We start from the raw sequence: 15,135 nt of genomic DNA on the forward strand, positions 1-15,135 counted from the left end.
CAATCGGGGAGACGTTACTTCGCCAGCGGGAGCGCATCCTGCTGACGACTACGGCGCAGATGACGCCGCCACAACGAGAAGCCGCCGTAGCCAAGACTCAACACCACCGCATAGAGCACCTGGGAGGCGAGCGCCACCAGCACCAGAGCGCAGAGCAGCACGCTTATCCCCGCCAGCCCCTTGCCTACCCCGCCGAGCAGGCGCCAGCCTGCCGCCATGCAGAGCAGATAGACCAGCACGAAGTTGCCGTTGGCGTAGCGGATCAGCTCATCGAGCGGCAGTCGCAGCCAGATAATGAGGGTGATGCAGAGTAGACAGATGGCGAGCACCAGACCGAGCGCCCGCAGCGGCGCGCCGCGCGCGGTGAGCACGGCTAGCGAGGGGGGCAGCTTGCCTTCCCGCGCCATGCTCCAGATCAGCCGGGCAAAGCCCTGAATGTAGATATTGATGCTGGCAAAACAGGAGAGGTAGCCGAGCACCGCCACCAGCCACTTGGCGGTGGGGCCGAACAGCAGCGCCAGCAGGGAAGGGATAGCAGTGGCGTTTTTCGCCTCATCGCCGTAGAGGCCATATTTGAGCACCACCAGCGAGTGGATCCAGTAGATAAGTCCCGCCAGCAGTACGCCGCCAAGCAGAGCGATGGGGTAATCCCGCTCCGGCCGCTTGAACTCCTCCCCCATGTGGGCGAAGGCTTCCAGTCCGACAAAACACCAGAACATCACCGCCAGCGCCGTAGCCATAGGGGGCCACTCGTCCGCGCTCGGCAAGGGCCTAGCCGCATCGCGCCAGCTCACCTCCCCCTTGAACCAGATAAGCAGGGTGAGCCCCAAAATGGCGAGCGCGATCAACAGTTGCAGATTGCCGGAGGAGCGCGCCCCGCGCAGCCCCAGCAGGAATACCCCGAGCAGGGTGAGCTGCTGGATGGCCCAGAGGGTCCACTCCCCCATCTCGAACAGGGCGTGCCAGAAACCGGCGGCAATCATCAGGGCGGCGGGCAGCCCCACCGGCAGCACTGCCAGAAAAAGGAAGGCGGAGAAGCGCTCGGCGCCGTTGCCAAAGGCGAGGCCTATCAGATGCGGCGCACCGCCCGCGTGGGGATAGCGGCGGCCGAGGCGGGCGAAGGTAAAGGCGATGGGCAGCACCAGCGCAATCAGCAGCAACCAGGCCCAGAGCGAGGCCCCGCCCGCCAGCGAGGCGGCAGTCGCCGGTACCACGAAGATCCCGGTGCCGAGCAGCGAGGTGGCGAGCAGCCCCATCCCCTGCCAGAGCCCGAGATCCTTTTTCAACCCAGACATATCCTTTTGTCCTGACTAGAAAAACATCCCGCCATGTTAGGCCTCCACCGCCCCTTTGTTAAGCACGATGGTTAAGCGTGGGGGCGAAAATATGCAGCCTTTTATTCAGGCTCGGGCCCAGCTTGCAGGGACTCGGCCAGAAAATCCCCCAGCAGGGTGATCTTGAGCACCTGCCGCCGCGCCGCCGGATAGATGAAGTAGAGGGTCTTGGCAGGGCTCTGATAGCGGCCAAGCAGCGGCAGCAAACGCCCCGCAGCGATATGCTCACGCACCTGTTCGGCGGGCTGCAAGGTGATGCCAGCCCCCGAGAGCGCAGCCGTCAACAAGGCTGGCCAGTGATTGATGCGCAGGCGCGAGGCGACCCGCACCTCCTCGCTCTGGCCATCCTCACCGACAAACTGCCAACGCTCGTGCTCGCCCCAGTTGCCGTGCAGACACTGGTGGCGAACTAGATCGGCCGGATGACGGGGCACGCCGTGGCGATTGAGGTAGTCGGGGGCCGCGCAGAGGCGGTAGTGCTGGGTCAGCAGCGGACGGGCAATCAGCGCCTCATCCTGCGGGCGCAGGGTGCGGATGGCGGCGTCGAACCCCTCCTCCACCAGATCGACCCAGCGCGGGGTGAGCTGCAGATCCAGATCCAGCTTGGGGTAGCGGTCGAGAAAAGCGGGCAGCAGCGGCACCAGCCGGTGGTGGCCAAAGCTGAGGGGAGCGGCGATACGCAGCCGTCCGGCCGGCTCAGCCAGCAGGTTCTGGGTGAGCGACTCGGTCAATGCCAGCTCCTCCAGTACCCGCTGACAGCGAGCGAGAAAAAGCTGGCCCAGCTCGGTGAGGGTCTGCTGGCGGGTGGTCTTGTGAAACAGCTTGCCCCCCAGCCACAGCTCCAGCCCCAGCACATGCTTGCCCACCATCTGGGCGCTGATCCCCTCTTCGCTCGCCACCGCGCTGTAGGAGCCGAGATCCACCACCCGGGTGAAGATACGCATGCTGGTCAATCGGTCCACAACCCCTCCTTTTTGCCCGTTTCAAGGCCGTTTGGCCCGCGACCAGTGCCCTGATTCACAACCAAAAGTTTAGTAAGAAATGGATTTTAGCCAATTTATTCAACTTTTAGTTACCAATACAGTGATGCCGTCCCTTCCCCACAGGATAAATCCCCATGAAAAGCACCTATCTGGCCGCATTACTGGTCGGTCTGCTGGCCAGCGGCGCCAGTCAGGCCGCCGAGAGCAGCTTTATCAGCAACCACGATCAAGCCCCAGCCTCAGCAACTCAAGCCCGGCACGATATCTTTCGGGTCAGCCTGCTCGGCACCGGCACTCCGGTACCCCAGATCAGCCGGGGCGGTTACAGCACCCTGGTCGAAGCGGGCAACCAGAAGCTGGTGTTCGATTTTGGCCGCAACTCCGCCACTCGCCTGTGGCAGCTGCATATCCCCATCGGCCGGGTCAACGCCTTCTTCCTTACCCACTTTCACTCCGACCACACCAACGGGCTGGCGGATCTCTGGCTGACCGGCTGGCTGCAACCAGCCTATGGCCAGCGCCACGCGCCGATGGAACTCTACGGCCCCAAAGGCACCACAGCTCTCACCCGTGGCTTGCAGCAGGCCTACGCCACCGACATCGCCACCCGGGTCAAGGATGAGGGAACGCCGCTGGATGGGGTGGAGATCAACAGCCACGAGGTCACCGCCGGGGTGGTCTACAACCATGACGGGGTCAAGGTAACCGCCTTTGACAACGACCACGGGGTCAACATCAAGCCGTCATTCGGCTATCGCATCGACTATCACGGCCACAGCGTGGTGCTCTCCGGCGATACCCGCTACAGCCCCGAAGTGGTGAAGCAGGCCAAAGGGGCCGATCTGCTGGTGCACTGCGTCTCCATGACCTCTGCCGAGCAGATGAAGGCCAACCCCGGCTACAAGGCGATCGCCGGTCACCTCGCCTCCCCCGAGCAGGCGGCCCGGGTAATGAACGAAGCCAGACCGGCGCTGACCGTGTTCAGCCATATCGGCCTCAACGGCAAGATCAGGGTCAAAGATCTGGCGCAGGATCTGCGCGCCCGCTACACGGGCCCCTTCGTCATCGGCAACGACCTGATGCAGATTGATCTGCCCACCACGGCCTCCGGCAAGGGCTATGCCCTCTGGCAGTCGGAGAATATCGACAACAAATAGATGGCACGGATGCCGGTCAGCCATAGCCGGCATCCGCAATCGACACCGGGGGCTATCTTTAAGGGGTGTTTGACCACAAGGAGTTATCTCTATGAGCCTGAAATGGAAGCACCTCGCCCTGGCCACTCTTCCCTTGTTCGGCATGTCGGCCGCTCAGGCGGCGGTGTTGACCAGCCTTGAATGGCCCCCTTACACCAGCGCCAGCCTGCCTGAACAGGGCAAGAGCAGTCAGGTGGTGACCGCAGCCTTTGCCCTGGCTGGCGACCCGCTGACTATCAAGTTCTATCCCTGGCAACGGGCCGTGGACGAGGCGACCAACAACCCCGAGGTACTGGGTTATTTCCCCGAGTATCTCGACCCCAAGAGCAGCTGCCTCTTCTCTGACCCCATAGGTAACGGCCCTCTCGGGTTTGCCCAGCGAGCCGATCAGCCGGTCACCTGGCAGAGCCTTGATGACCTCAAGGGCAAGAAAATTGGTGTCGTCACCGGCTATGTGAATACCACCGAGTTTGACGAAAAAGTGGCCAGCAAGGCACTCTCGGCTGACGCCACCAGCTCGGACAGCCAAAACCTGCTGAAACTGGGCAACGGTCGGCTCGATCTGGCGGTCATCGACCAGAATGTGATGACCTATCTGCTGGAAAGCGATCCCCAACTCAAAGACGTTGCCGCCAACCTCGGCTTCAACGGCAAGATCCTCGAGGACAAGTCCCTCCACGTCTGCTTTACCAACTCCGCCAAGGGGAAAGAGGCGCGGGACAAATTCAACAAGGCGCTGGCCAGCGACGAGGTGAAGAAGCTGATGAAGTAGCGATACAGCATCCGCTCGCCGCCCCAAAAAGCCATAAAAAAAGCCGCCTCTTGCGAGGCGGCTTCTTCATTCAACTTGGTAACCGGAGTTATCAGGCAATCAGCTTGTAGATGATACCGGACATGGCGATCAGGCCGATGATGGTCACGAAGCCGTTGCTGATGTTGCCAGCGTATTTGCGCATGGCCGGAACCTTGGTGATGGCGTACATCGGCATCAGGAACAGCAGCATTGCGATGATCGGGCCGCCCAGGTCTTCAATCATGCCGAGGATGCTCGGGTTGATGGTGGCGATGGCCCAGGTGGTCAGGATCATGAACACTGCAGTCACTTTGTTCAGCTGCTTGGTGTCAACGTTCTTGCCCTTCTCACGCAGCGCCTTGGCCATCAGGCCGTTCATGCCCTCTTGCGCACCCAGGTAGTGACCCAGGAAGGATTTGCTGATGGCAACCATGGCGATCAACGGAGCCACAGTGGCGATAACCGGGTTGTCGAAGTGGTTGGCCAGGTAGGACAGGATGGAGATGTTCTGTTCTTTGGCAGCAGCCAGGTCAGCCGGGGAGAGGCTCAGTACGCAGCTGAATACGAAGAACATAACGGTCATCACCATCATGACGTGGGCGCCCAGCAGGATGTTGCTGCACTTCTTCTCGGCACCTTCACCGTAACGACCTTTGTTGTCCACCGCGAAGGAGGAGATGATCGGGGAGTGGTTGAAGGAGAACACCATAACCGGGATAGCCAGCCACAGGGTCTTGATGAAGTCACCGTTGAAGGCGTCGGACAGGGCCGGAGCTTCAGTGATGATGGCACCGTTCCAATGCGGGATCAGGTAGAACGCCAGGCCCATCAGGGTGATCACGAACGGGAATACCAGCACGCTCATCGCTTTGACGATAACCTGGCCACCCAGACGAACAACCGCCATCAGACCGAGGATCAGCGCCAGTGACAGAACGGCACGGGGAGGTGCAGACATGCCCAGCTGGTGAACAATCACGCTCTCGACGGTGTTGGTGATGGCAACTGAATACATCAGTACGATCGGGTAGATGGCAAAGAAGTAGAGCAGGGTGATGAATTTGCCTGCGGTCTTGCCGAAGTGCTCTTCTACTACTTCAGTGATGTCGCCATCACGGGTAGAGCCGGACAGCACGAAGCGGGCCAGACCACGGTGAGCGAAGAAAGTCAGCGGCAGAGCCAGGATCAACATGGCAACCAGCGGCCACAGACCACCTACACCGGCGTTGATTGGCAGGAAGAGCACACCGGCACCGATCGCGGTACCGTACAGACCCAGCATCCAGACCACATCAGCCTTGTTGATGCCGCGGGAAGTGTTGCTGGCTAAACGACCATCAGCTGCAATATTCATGTCAGACATACGTTGTTCCTGTCATCTAGGAAAAATGGGATTCTTGTTTGTTCGGGCCCTCGGCCCGGTTCCATCTCCCTGGAACACCTGCTGTTCATCCTTGTCATTAACATCTCGCACCCCGGCTGTCTGGCCATCACTCCTTGTGACAACAAAACAGCAACAAACAACAGTGCGAGATTTTGACCCTGAGGGTCAGCGCCCGTCTCAATTAACAACCGATTAACGTGCGCCACTCTTGATGGGCTGACTTTAATTAAATGCCCCTATTAATCACAGCGTTTTTTTGAATTAATCAACCAAAGTTTGATTCCGGTCGCCTTTCGGACGACTAAGATCACACTCAAAACGCCTTATTGTCAGTTTTTTTTAACAATTCAACTTAGTTTCACTGGAATCAATGGCCTGCGGGCAGATACATATTCATAACAATTCACACATTCCGCGCGGATTGTGTGCAGCACGGCCTTGACGTACCCTTGTGACTCACGCCTTTTTGTTGATTAATGATGACCATTACCCGTACCGATCTCGCCGAACTGGCAGTGTTTGCCGCCGTCGCCCGTCACCGCAGTTTCAGCAAGGCCGCCCTCGAACTCGGGGTCTCGGCCTCCGCCCTCAGCCATAGCCTGAAAGGATTGGAAGCGCGGCTGGGGGTGCGGCTGCTCAACCGCAGCACCCGCGCCGTGGTGCCGACCGACGCGGGCCAACGGCTGCTCAAGCAGTTGCTCCCCACCCTCAATACCCTGGAAGAGGCGCTCAGTGAACTGGCCCGCAACAGCGACGAGCCGGTGGGACGACTCAAGCTCTGTGCCCCACGCGGCGCCATCGACAGCCTGCTGGCGCCGGTGCTGATCGACTATCTGCGCCGTTATCCCAGAATGCAGGTGGAGGTGGTGGAGCAGGAGCTGATGCCCCGGCTGATTGAAGATGGCTACGATGCCGCGCTCTTTTATGGGGATCTGCTGCCCAAGGAGATGATCGGCATCCCCCTCGGCTCGCCCCAGCGCTATCTGGTAGTGGGCTCCCCCGCCTATCTGGCGGAACATGGCGCGCCAGAGCACCCGAGCGAGCTGAGCCGTCACGCCTGCATCGGTTATCGCCTCACCCCGCACCACCACTATCGCTGGGCCTTTGCTGCCGACGGCACCATGCTGGAGATCGAAGTGACCGGGCCGCTCACCACCAGCACCCCGGCCCTCTATCTAGGGGCCGCCGAGGCGGGGCTGGGGCTGGCCTACTGTCTGGAAGAGGAGGTGAGCCAAAAGGTCGCGGAGGGGAAACTGCTCACCGTGCTGGAGCCCTGGTGCCCCACCTTTGCCGGTTTCTACCTCTTCTATCCCAGTCGGCACCAGCTGGGCAGCGGCCTGCGTATCCTGATCGACATGCTCAAGGCCCACTACCAACACCCCGGATTAATGAGTAAGGCTCAGCAATTCATCAAGTGAAACCCTAATTATCACCAAATAAGTATTAATCTAGACTAGCTGTTCGATAATCGAGCTCCCCGAGAGAACAGATATGTCTGCCTATTTAACACTGCGGCAACGGGCCATGACCCGTCGCTTCTGGGCTTACGCCCTCCCCTCCATTCTTGCCATGCTGGTCTCGGGGGCCTACTACCTCGTCGACGGCATCTTCGTCGGCCACTATGTCGGCGCCGCTGGCCTCGCCGGGATCAACCTGGTCTATCCGGTCATCATGGTGCTGATCGGTCTGGCCGCCATGATCAGCATGGGGGCGGCTACCGCCATCTCCTTCCAGCAAGGGGCGAAAAACGACACGCTGGCCCGTCAGGCGCTGGTCAACGCTCTCTGGCTGCTGGCCGGACTCGGGATCATTGCCCCGGGTCTGCTCTATTACACCCACACAGATATCCTGCTGGGGCTGGGGATCGAGCAGGGCACCGAAACCTGGAAACAGGCGAGCGACTACCTCACCTGGATTGGCGGCGGTACCCTGCTGCTGGCCAGCAATCTGGCGGTCCCCTATCTGCTGCGCAACGATGGCCGCCCGAAACTGGCCATGGTGCTGGTAAGCAGCGGCGCCGTGCTCAACATCATCCTCAACTACATCATGGTGGGTCGGCTGGGGCTGGGATTGATCGGTACCGCCCAGGCCACCCTGATGGCAGAGGGTGCGGTGAGCCTGATCGGCCTTGGCTACTTCTTTACCCCCTGGGCGCGGCTGCGCCTCCATTGGCGCGATCTGGTGCCAAACTTCCCTGCCATGCCGAACCTGCTCTTTACCGGTCTGCCGAGTCTGATTGCCCAGTTCAACCTCGGCCTGCTCTTGATGCTGCACAACAGCCAGCTGATGGTGTATGGCAATGTGAAGGATCTGGCGGGCTTTACCGTGGCCGGTTACACCGAAGCGGTCTTTATCGTCATCCTGCAGGGGCTGGCCTTCGGCATTCAGCCGCTCATCAGCAAGGCGGCAGGGGCCAAACGCCATCGCAACCTCAAGTACCTGATGGAGATGGGGCTCAAGTTCACCTTTATCTACGGCATGGTGGTGTGGCTCACCATCCAGCTGCTGCCGGGACAAGTCGCCATGCTCTATACCGGCGACAAGGATCCCGAGCTGCTGGCCGCCGCCATCAGCAGCCTGACCCTCAACCTCGGCGCCATTCCGCTGGAGGGGATCATCATGTTCGGCATCGTGCTGCTGCAATCCATGGCGCGTACCCGTCAGGCGCTGGTCATCTCCATCGCCAAAACCGTGTTGCTGCTGCCGCTCATCTTCCTGCTGCCACAACTGTGGGGGCGTGATGGGGTGCTGATGGCCCAGCCCGCGACCGTACTGCTGCTCACCCTGCCGCTCTGCTGGCTGCTGTGGCGCGAGTGGCTGCGCCTGAAGATGGCCTGCGCGCCAAAAAACAAGCGTCGCCCGCAACCGGCCCGCGCACGCGCCGCCGTCCAGCTGGCCCGTTAAGGCCACCCATCCCGCGTAGCAATAAAAAACCGGCATCCATTGATGCCGGTTTCTGCTATATGGGCTGGTCTGCCTGCCCTTACACGAGGATTCAGGCCAGCACTGCTGCCCCCACTTATGCCAATACTTCTGGCCTGAGCTGGGCCATCAGCCCCGGGTTGTCGGAGTAATCCACCGGGATCGCCACCACCGCAGGCCCCTCCACCGCCAGCGCGGCCCGCAGGGTGGCGCGCAACTCGTCTGCCGAGCGCACCGCAAACCCGGCCGCCCCGAACGATTCGGCATAGCGTTTGAAGTCGATGGGGCCAAAAGATACGCCGGAGGTGCGGCAATACTTCTGCTGCTCCTGCATCGCGACCATGTTGTAGCCGTTATCGACCCAGATGATGTGAACGATATTGCTTTTGAGGCGCACCGCCGTCTCCAGCTCCATGCTCGACTGCATAAAGCTGCCATCCCCCGATACCGAGATCACCTTCTCCCCCGGCCGCACCAGCGCTGCGCCGATGGCCCACGGCAGTGCCACCCCCATGGTCTGCTGACCGTTGGAGATAAGCACCTGACGGGCGCGGAAGCTGTAAAGGTAGCGGGCAATCCAGATATGGAAGCTGCCCATGTCGACGCAGAGGGTCATGTCGTCGCGCACCAGATCCTGCAGCTCGCGCACGATACGCAAGGGGTGAACCGGATTGCCGTGCAGATCGTCGGCCCGCATCGCCAGTCGCAGCCGCTGCTGGCGAACACCTTGCAGCAGCCGATCCACCTCGGGGGGACGGATTTTCGGATTGCCCATGATGCGGGTCAGCTGCAACAGGTTGGCGCGGATCGACCCCACCAGCTCGGCGGTCGGGCAGTAGCTACTGTCGATATCGGCAGGCAGCACGTCGATATGGAGGATGCGCCGCTCCCGATCGCCATTCCACAGCACGGGATCGTACTCGATGGGGCTGTAGCCGATGCAGATCACCAGATCGGCCCCTGCCAGCAGCTGATCCCCCGGTTGGTTGTTGAAGAGCCCCACCCGCCCGGCAAAGTCATCGAAGTGGCAGCTGTCCACCACCCCGGCAGCCTGATAGGTACCGGTCACCGGCAGCCGCGCCTTGTCGAGGAAGGCGCGCACCGCCTCGGCATTCTCCGGCCGGCTGGCCATCAGGCCGAGCAGCACCACCGGATTCTGGGCATTGCGCAGCAGGGTCAATGCCTGCTCCATATTCTGCTCATCGGCACAGCCCGGCTCCGGCACCTCGCGGGGCACCAGCACATTTCCCTGCACCGGCTTGTTGATGATATCCATCGGCAGGCTGACAAACGCCGCCCCCGGCCGTCCCAGCTCGGCGGCGCGAAAGGCGTTGGCCATCACTTCCGAAATCGCCGCCCCGCTGTTGACCTGAGCACTGAACTTGGTGACCGGACGGCAGAGGTTGACCGTATCCATGCTCTGATGAGTGAGTTTGAGGCCGTCGGCACGGCGCACCGCACCGCCCAGCGCCACCATGGGGTCCCCCTCCGAGGTGGCCGTCGCCAACCCGGTAATGAGGTTGGAGCAGCCTGGGCCCGAGGTGACCAGCGCCACCCCTGCCTTGCCGGTGAGACGCCCCACGGCGGCAGCCATAAAGGCGGCATTCGCCTCGTGGCGCACCACTATGGTCTCGATGGGGGAGTCCTCCAGCGCATCGAACACCCGATCAATCTTGGCCCCCGGGATCCCGAACACCTGCTTGACCCCTTGCGCCTCCAGATGACGAACCACCAGCTCGGCACCGCACTTCCACTGTCTGTTTTCCATGTTATTGCTCCTTGTCTATCAGCCTTCGGCGGCTTGAATGGCGCGATCGAGATCGGCGGGGTTGAGGTCGGCCTGCCGGAAAGCGGGATCCGATGGCAGGGCCAGATTGAGGTGACGCACCACTGAAAGTCGCAGGGTGCCGTGGGCCATGGTGTAGTCGAGCAGATGGCCGCCCCCCTTGCGATCGGCGGTGATCATGTGTTCGTGAAAGCCCGCCACATTGACCCCCTGCACGAACGGCGGGCAGCGAAAGCCCACCAGGGTTCCCGCCACCGCGGCAAAGCGGAACAGCGGTTGCTGTTCGATGGCTTCCAGCATGGGGCGATAGGGGGGCTCCTGACGCGGCACGGTACGTACCTTGGCCGTCTCAAACTGGCCGTCGAGGCGCAGGGCGACGAAGACGTTGTCGGATCCCACAAGTCGATCCACCCACTGGTGGATCTCGTCACGGCTGAGAGGGTGATCGAAGCGACGCTCCAGACAGGGGCGAAAATGGGTCATCACCGCGAAGGGGGTCTTCTGATCGGCGCGGGCGGGCCGGGCCGAGCCATCGGAGCGCAACTGGTGGATCTGGCGCTCGAAGGCGATCAGCTCGCCATCAAGATGGTTGAAGGTGCCGAGGCCAAAGTCGCCGTGGCGCAGCAGCTCGCTCATGGTGGTCTCCCCTTCGTAGACCCCCGCCAGCAGGGCGCTCATCAGGGAACTCTGGTAGATCTCGCCACCGTCATGCTGCCTGCGCCAGCGGGAAAATTGCTGGCTCACTTCGAGGGCACAGCTGCACCCGGCACTGTCAGATGTTGCAATATGTTCCATTCGGGTTTCACCTCCACCGTGAATCCTGTTAGCGTTCGGATCCAATGGTGACTTGGTTCACATTTCAACACCAATACGCTGATCCCATGACTTTGAGACTCAATCGATATGGAACTTCGTACGCTCCGCTACTTCATGGCCGTTGTTGAAAAGCAGAATTTCACCCGCGCAGCCGAATCACTCAACATGGCCCAGCCGCCCCTGAGCCAGCAGATCCGCAAGCTGGAGGAGACCCTGGGCACCCCGCTGCTGCGCCGTTTGACCCGCAGTGTCGAACTGACCGAGGCGGGCGAGAGCCTCTATCGGGATGCGGCGCAGATCCTGGCGCTGGCCGATGCGGCAAAACAGAAGGTAAAGCGGATTGCCCGGGGCGAGCAGGGGGCGCTGCGGATCGGCTTTGCCGGTTCCACCGTGCTCCACCCCGCGGTGCTGACCCTGCTGCACGACTATCGGGAGCGCTACCCCGAGGTAGCCCTCAGCCCGCAGGAGGGCACCATGCCGGCACTGGTGGAGGCTCTACGCAACGATCGGCTGGATGCCGCCATCTTGCGGCTCCCCTGCCGCGGTAGCGAGGGCTTTGCCCATCACCTTATCGAGCAGGAGCCGCTGCTGATCGCCCTGCCGACCAGCCATCCCAAGGCCAAGCCGGGCTCCTTGCCACTGGCCAGCCTGAAGGACGAGAGTTTTATTCTGTTTCCCCACGCCATCGGGCCCGGGCTCTATGACGGCATCGTGGGTCTTTGCCGGGAGGCGGGCTTCGAGCCGATACTGGGGCCCGAATGCCCGCAGGTGATCTCTACCGTCGGCATGGTGCAGGCGGGCTTTGGCGTGACTCTGGTGCCCAGCTCGGTGGCGGCGCTGCGCCCGCTCGGGGTCAGTTATCACCCCATTGAGGGCAACGGCATGATGACCAGCATCAGTCTGGCGACACGGTCACACCCAAGCAGTGCCGTACTGCGGCACTTTATCGCCCAGATCCGTGCCGCCCAGATACGACAGGGCCTCCCGAAGGAGGCCCTGTTGAACAAGCTTGAACCGGTTTGATGGCCAGCTTGCCTGATGCGACTGCTTATTTGACGGTACTGCTTATTTGACCGTCACCCGGGCAAACTTGCGCTTGCCGACCTGATAGACGGCGGTACCGGCACCGATGAGTGCCTTGCCATCTTCCAGCTTCTCGCCATCCACCTTGACCGCGCCCTGCTTGATCATCCGCAGCGCTTCGGAGGTGGTAGCCACCAGATCGGCCTCTTTCAGCAGATTGGCAATGGCCAGCCCTTCGCCTTCCAGTGCCAGCTCGATTTCCGGCATCTCGTCCGGAATGGCGTTCTTGGAGAAGCGCTGGGTGAAATCTTCGTGAGCCGCTTCTGCCGCCGCTTCGTCGTGATAACGGGCGATGATCTCTTTGGCCAGCCAGATCTTCACGTCGCGCGGGTTGAGAGTACCGGCAGCGATGCCTGCCTTGAACTCTTCAATTTCAGCCAGCGGACGGAAGGAGAGCAGCTCGTAGTAGTTCCACATCAGATCGTCGGTGATGGACATGATCTTGCCGAACATCTCGCCCGGAGCATCGTGAACGCCGATGTAGTTGCCTGCGGACTTGGACATCTTCTTAACGCCATCCAGACCCACCAGCAGCGGCATCATCAGCACGCACTGGGTCGCCATGCCAGCATCTTTTTGCAGCTCGCGGCCCATCAGCAGGTTGAACTTCTGGTCGGTACCACCCAGCTCAACGTCCGCCTTCAGCGCGACCGAGTCATAGCCTTGCAGCAGCGGATAGAGGAATTCGTGAATCGCGATGGATTGGCCGCCGGTGTAGCGCTTCTTGAAGTCGTCGCGCTCCATCATGCGGGCCACGGTCTGCTTGGCTGCCAGCTTGATCATGCCGGTCGCACCCAGCTCGCTCAACCAGGTCGAGTTGTACTCGATGCGGGTCTTGGCCGGGTCGAGGATCTTGAACGCCTGCTCGGCATAGGTGAGGGCGTTGTGCTTGATGGCCTCTTCGGAGAGCGGCGGACGGGTGGCATTCTTGCCGGAGGGATCACCCACCATGGCAGTGAAGTCACCGATCAGCAGGATCACTTCATGGCCCAGATCCTGGAAGGTCTTCAGCTTGTTGAGGATCACGGTATGACCCAGGTGAATGTCGGGGGCGGTCGGGTCCATGCCCAACTTGATGCGCAGCGGGCGCCCTTCCTTCAACTTGGCGACAAGTTCTTCTTCAACCAGAATTTCTTCCGCTCCGCGCTTGATCTCGGCTAGCGCCACCTCGAGCTGGGACATTTTTTGACTCTCCATCACGATTCCACAGGGCCAAACATATTACTGGAATGGCGGGCCAATTGGAAAGGCTGTAAAATCCGTCCATTCTGCCCGACTTCATCTGCTTCTCATGGTTATTTGGCACGCCTTCAACGCACTCCCCCACTGGCACCGCAAGATGGTGCTGATCTTGAGCATCATGATCATGATGCTGGCTGCCTGGCCAAGCGAACAGGCGGTGGCAACACGGGTCGATGAAAACGGCAACGAAATTGCCCTGCGGGAACCGGCCAACGACAACGCACTGAACGACGAGCTGCCGGCCGAGGCTGCCCAGCCCGTTACCCCGCCCAAGCCGCGCTACATCACCAAGCAGGTGAAGGTGCGCCGTGGCGACAACATGGGGGTGATCTTCCAGCGCATTGGCCTGAGCACCACGGATCTGCACCTGATCGATCAGCTCGAGGGCAGCGATCCCCTGCGGATGCTGCAACCGGGGCAGGAGCTCACCTTCAAGCTCACCGAGAACGGCGAGCTGCACAGCCTCTATTACCCCCACAGTCTGGAGCAGGCGCTCAAGGTGAGCCGCAAGGAGGAGACCTTTGTCGCTCGCAACGTCAAGATCGCCCTCGACACCCGCGAACAAGTAAGCAAGGGGGAGATCCGCTCCAGCTTCTGGGGCGCCGCGGTGGATGCGGGGATGACCGAAGATCAGATCATGGACTTGGCCGCCATCTTCGGCTGGGACATCGACTTTGCCCAGGACTTGCAGCCGGGGGACAGCTTCCGGGTGGTCTATGAAGACAAGTTCCGCGACGACGAGCGGGTCGCCTCCGGCGATATTCTGGCGGCGGAGTTCGTCAACCAGGGCACCGCCTACCGCGCCGTGCTCAATGAAGATGGCAACTACTACACCCCGGAAGGGAAGGCGATGCGCAAGAGCTTCCTGCGTGCGCCGGTCAACTTCAAATACATCAGCTCCAACTTCAACCCGCGCCGCCTCCATCCGGTGACCGGCAAGATCCGCCCCCACAACGGCATCGACTATGTGGCGCCGGTGGGCACCCCCATCATGGCGGCGGGCTCCGGCAGCGTGGTGGCCGCCGGTTACAACCAGTTCAACGGCAACTACGTCTTTATCAAGCATGCCGGCAACTATGTGACCAAGTACCTGCACCTCTCCAAACGCACCGTCAACAAGGGACAGCGGGTGAAGCAGGGGCAGACCATCGGCACTCTGGGTGGCACCGGCCGCGTCACCGGCCCGCACCTGCACTACGAATTCGTGGTGGGCGGCATTCACAAGAACCCGCGCACCCTCACCCTGCCGCAGGCAGAGACCCTGAGCGGACGCGAGCTGGCCAACTTCAAAAAGCTGGCGATGCCGCAACTGGCCAAGCTCGACAACCCCGAGCTGCAGCTGGCCCAGAACAAGCGGGATAGTCGCGGCAACTAAGCCATCAGGGCTGGCAGGGTGAAGGCCCTGCCAGCCCTTTTTATTGAGCTCGCGCCAGGCAACCAGATTGAAATGAGTCCGCATTCGGACATAAGATGAGATGGATCACCGGGAGCGGCATGTGGCACAGGCGTAAGGGCTTATCTATCCTGTCTCTCTCACTCTTTTTCCGGTCCGCATTGAGGATGCACCATGGTTGAGCGTTATATCGGTCTGATGTC

12 protein-coding genes are annotated in these 15,135 nt (G+C 61.2%); 6 read left to right on the forward strand and 6 right to left on the reverse strand.

Annotated features, from left to right (window positions below):
- Nucleotides 1-14 precede the first annotated feature (14 nt).
- Entirely contained in the window at nucleotides 15-1,295 is a 1,281-nt protein-coding gene (gene yjeH / locus DBR30_RS14080) for an L-methionine/branched-chain amino acid transporter (protein ID WP_108541098.1), read from the reverse strand.
- A gap of 101 nt (nucleotides 1,296-1,396) precedes the next feature.
- Nucleotides 1,397-2,296 carry a LysR family transcriptional regulator gene (locus tag DBR30_RS14085; protein WP_108541099.1) on the reverse strand — a complete coding sequence of 300 codons (900 nt, stop codon included), beginning with the start codon at nucleotides 2,294-2,296 and terminating at the stop codon, nucleotides 1,397-1,399.
- A gap of 155 nt (nucleotides 2,297-2,451) precedes the next feature.
- On the opposite strand from DBR30_RS14085, the gene DBR30_RS14090 reads away from it, so the two are divergent.
- Both DBR30_RS14090 and DBR30_RS14095 read left to right on the forward strand, forming a co-directional pair.
- Entirely contained in the window at nucleotides 2,452-3,474 is a 1,023-nt protein-coding gene (locus DBR30_RS14090) for an MBL fold metallo-hydrolase (protein WP_108541100.1), read from the forward strand.
- Nucleotides 3,475-3,565: 91 nt separating this feature from the next.
- Nucleotides 3,566-4,285 (forward strand): substrate-binding periplasmic protein, encoded by a 720-nt coding sequence (locus DBR30_RS14095; protein WP_043818930.1) that lies wholly within the window; start codon nucleotides 3,566-3,568, stop codon nucleotides 4,283-4,285.
- A gap of 91 nt (nucleotides 4,286-4,376) precedes the next feature.
- Here DBR30_RS14095 and DBR30_RS14100 read toward each other — a convergent pair whose 3' ends face one another.
- Complete coding sequence (locus DBR30_RS14100; protein ID WP_181363588.1) at nucleotides 4,377-5,669, reverse strand: HAAAP family serine/threonine permease; 1,293 nt, start codon at nucleotides 5,667-5,669, stop codon at nucleotides 4,377-4,379.
- Nucleotides 5,670-6,169: 500 nt separating this feature from the next.
- Between DBR30_RS14100 and DBR30_RS14105 the strand changes: the two genes are divergently transcribed.
- Entirely contained in the window at nucleotides 6,170-7,108 is a 939-nt protein-coding gene (locus DBR30_RS14105; protein ID WP_108541101.1) for a LysR family transcriptional regulator, read from the forward strand.
- Between the two features lie 73 nt (nucleotides 7,109-7,181).
- Nucleotides 7,182-8,594, forward strand: coding sequence for an MATE family efflux transporter (locus DBR30_RS14110; protein WP_108541102.1), 1,413 nt, complete (start codon nucleotides 7,182-7,184; stop codon nucleotides 8,592-8,594).
- A gap of 115 nt (nucleotides 8,595-8,709) precedes the next feature.
- On the opposite strand, the gene alsS is transcribed toward DBR30_RS14110, so the two are convergent.
- Both alsS and budA read right to left on the reverse strand, forming a co-directional pair.
- The gene (alsS, locus tag DBR30_RS14115; protein ID WP_005338504.1) at nucleotides 8,710-10,380 is read right to left on the reverse strand and encodes an acetolactate synthase AlsS; all 1,671 of its coding nucleotides are present in this window, start codon (nucleotides 10,378-10,380) and stop codon (nucleotides 8,710-8,712) included.
- Nucleotides 10,381-10,398: 18 nt separating this feature from the next.
- The gene (budA, locus tag DBR30_RS14120; RefSeq protein ID WP_005338506.1) at nucleotides 10,399-11,193 is read right to left on the reverse strand and encodes an acetolactate decarboxylase; all 795 of its coding nucleotides are present in this window, start codon (nucleotides 11,191-11,193) and stop codon (nucleotides 10,399-10,401) included.
- A gap of 108 nt (nucleotides 11,194-11,301) precedes the next feature.
- Here budA and DBR30_RS14125 point away from each other — a divergent pair, with 108 nt between their 5' ends.
- A complete protein-coding gene (locus DBR30_RS14125; protein ID WP_108539306.1) occupies nucleotides 11,302-12,237 on the forward strand; it encodes a LysR family transcriptional regulator in 936 nt (311 codons plus the stop codon).
- 42 nt (nucleotides 12,238-12,279) lie between these two features.
- Here DBR30_RS14125 and tyrS read toward each other — a convergent pair whose 3' ends face one another.
- Nucleotides 12,280-13,479, reverse strand: a complete 1,200-nt coding sequence (gene tyrS, locus DBR30_RS14130) for a tyrosine--tRNA ligase (RefSeq protein WP_005347884.1) — start codon at nucleotides 13,477-13,479, stop codon at nucleotides 12,280-12,282.
- A gap of 109 nt (nucleotides 13,480-13,588) precedes the next feature.
- Between tyrS and DBR30_RS14135 the strand changes: the two genes are divergently transcribed.
- The gene (locus tag DBR30_RS14135) at nucleotides 13,589-14,914 is read left to right on the forward strand and encodes a peptidoglycan DD-metalloendopeptidase family protein (protein ID WP_013724009.1); all 1,326 of its coding nucleotides are present in this window, start codon (nucleotides 13,589-13,591) and stop codon (nucleotides 14,912-14,914) included.
- Nucleotides 14,915-15,135: the final 221 nt, after the last annotated feature.

Source organism: Aeromonas sp. HMWF017, assembly GCF_003061465.1.
Lineage (GTDB): Bacteria > Pseudomonadota > Gammaproteobacteria > Enterobacterales > Aeromonadaceae > Aeromonas > Aeromonas veronii.

What these genes read in the sequence shown, in the direction of transcription:
- yjeH (WP_108541098.1), bottom strand. Translation starts at nt 1,295, where the DNA reads ATGTCTGGGTTGAAAAAGGATCTCGGGCTCTGGCAGGGGATGGGGCTG.
- DBR30_RS14090 (WP_108541100.1), top strand. Translation starts at nt 2,452, where the DNA reads ATGAAAAGCACCTATCTGGCCGCATTACTGGTCGGTCTGCTGGCCAGC.
- DBR30_RS14095 (WP_043818930.1), top strand. Translation starts at nt 3,566, where the DNA reads ATGAGCCTGAAATGGAAGCACCTCGCCCTGGCCACTCTTCCCTTGTTC.
- DBR30_RS14100 (WP_181363588.1), bottom strand. Translation starts at nt 5,669, where the DNA reads ATGTCTGACATGAATATTGCAGCTGATGGTCGTTTAGCCAGCAACACT.
- DBR30_RS14105 (WP_108541101.1), top strand. Translation starts at nt 6,170, where the DNA reads ATGACCATTACCCGTACCGATCTCGCCGAACTGGCAGTGTTTGCCGCC.
- DBR30_RS14110 (WP_108541102.1), top strand. Translation starts at nt 7,182, where the DNA reads ATGTCTGCCTATTTAACACTGCGGCAACGGGCCATGACCCGTCGCTTC.
- alsS (WP_005338504.1), bottom strand. Translation starts at nt 10,380, where the DNA reads ATGGAAAACAGACAGTGGAAGTGCGGTGCCGAGCTGGTGGTTCGTCAT.
- budA (WP_005338506.1), bottom strand. Translation starts at nt 11,193, where the DNA reads ATGGAACATATTGCAACATCTGACAGTGCCGGGTGCAGCTGTGCCCTC.
- DBR30_RS14125 (WP_108539306.1), top strand. Translation starts at nt 11,302, where the DNA reads ATGGAACTTCGTACGCTCCGCTACTTCATGGCCGTTGTTGAAAAGCAG.
- tyrS (WP_005347884.1), bottom strand. Translation starts at nt 13,479, where the DNA reads ATGTCCCAGCTCGAGGTGGCGCTAGCCGAGATCAAGCGCGGAGCGGAA.
- DBR30_RS14135 (WP_013724009.1), top strand. Translation starts at nt 13,589, where the DNA reads ATGGTTATTTGGCACGCCTTCAACGCACTCCCCCACTGGCACCGCAAG.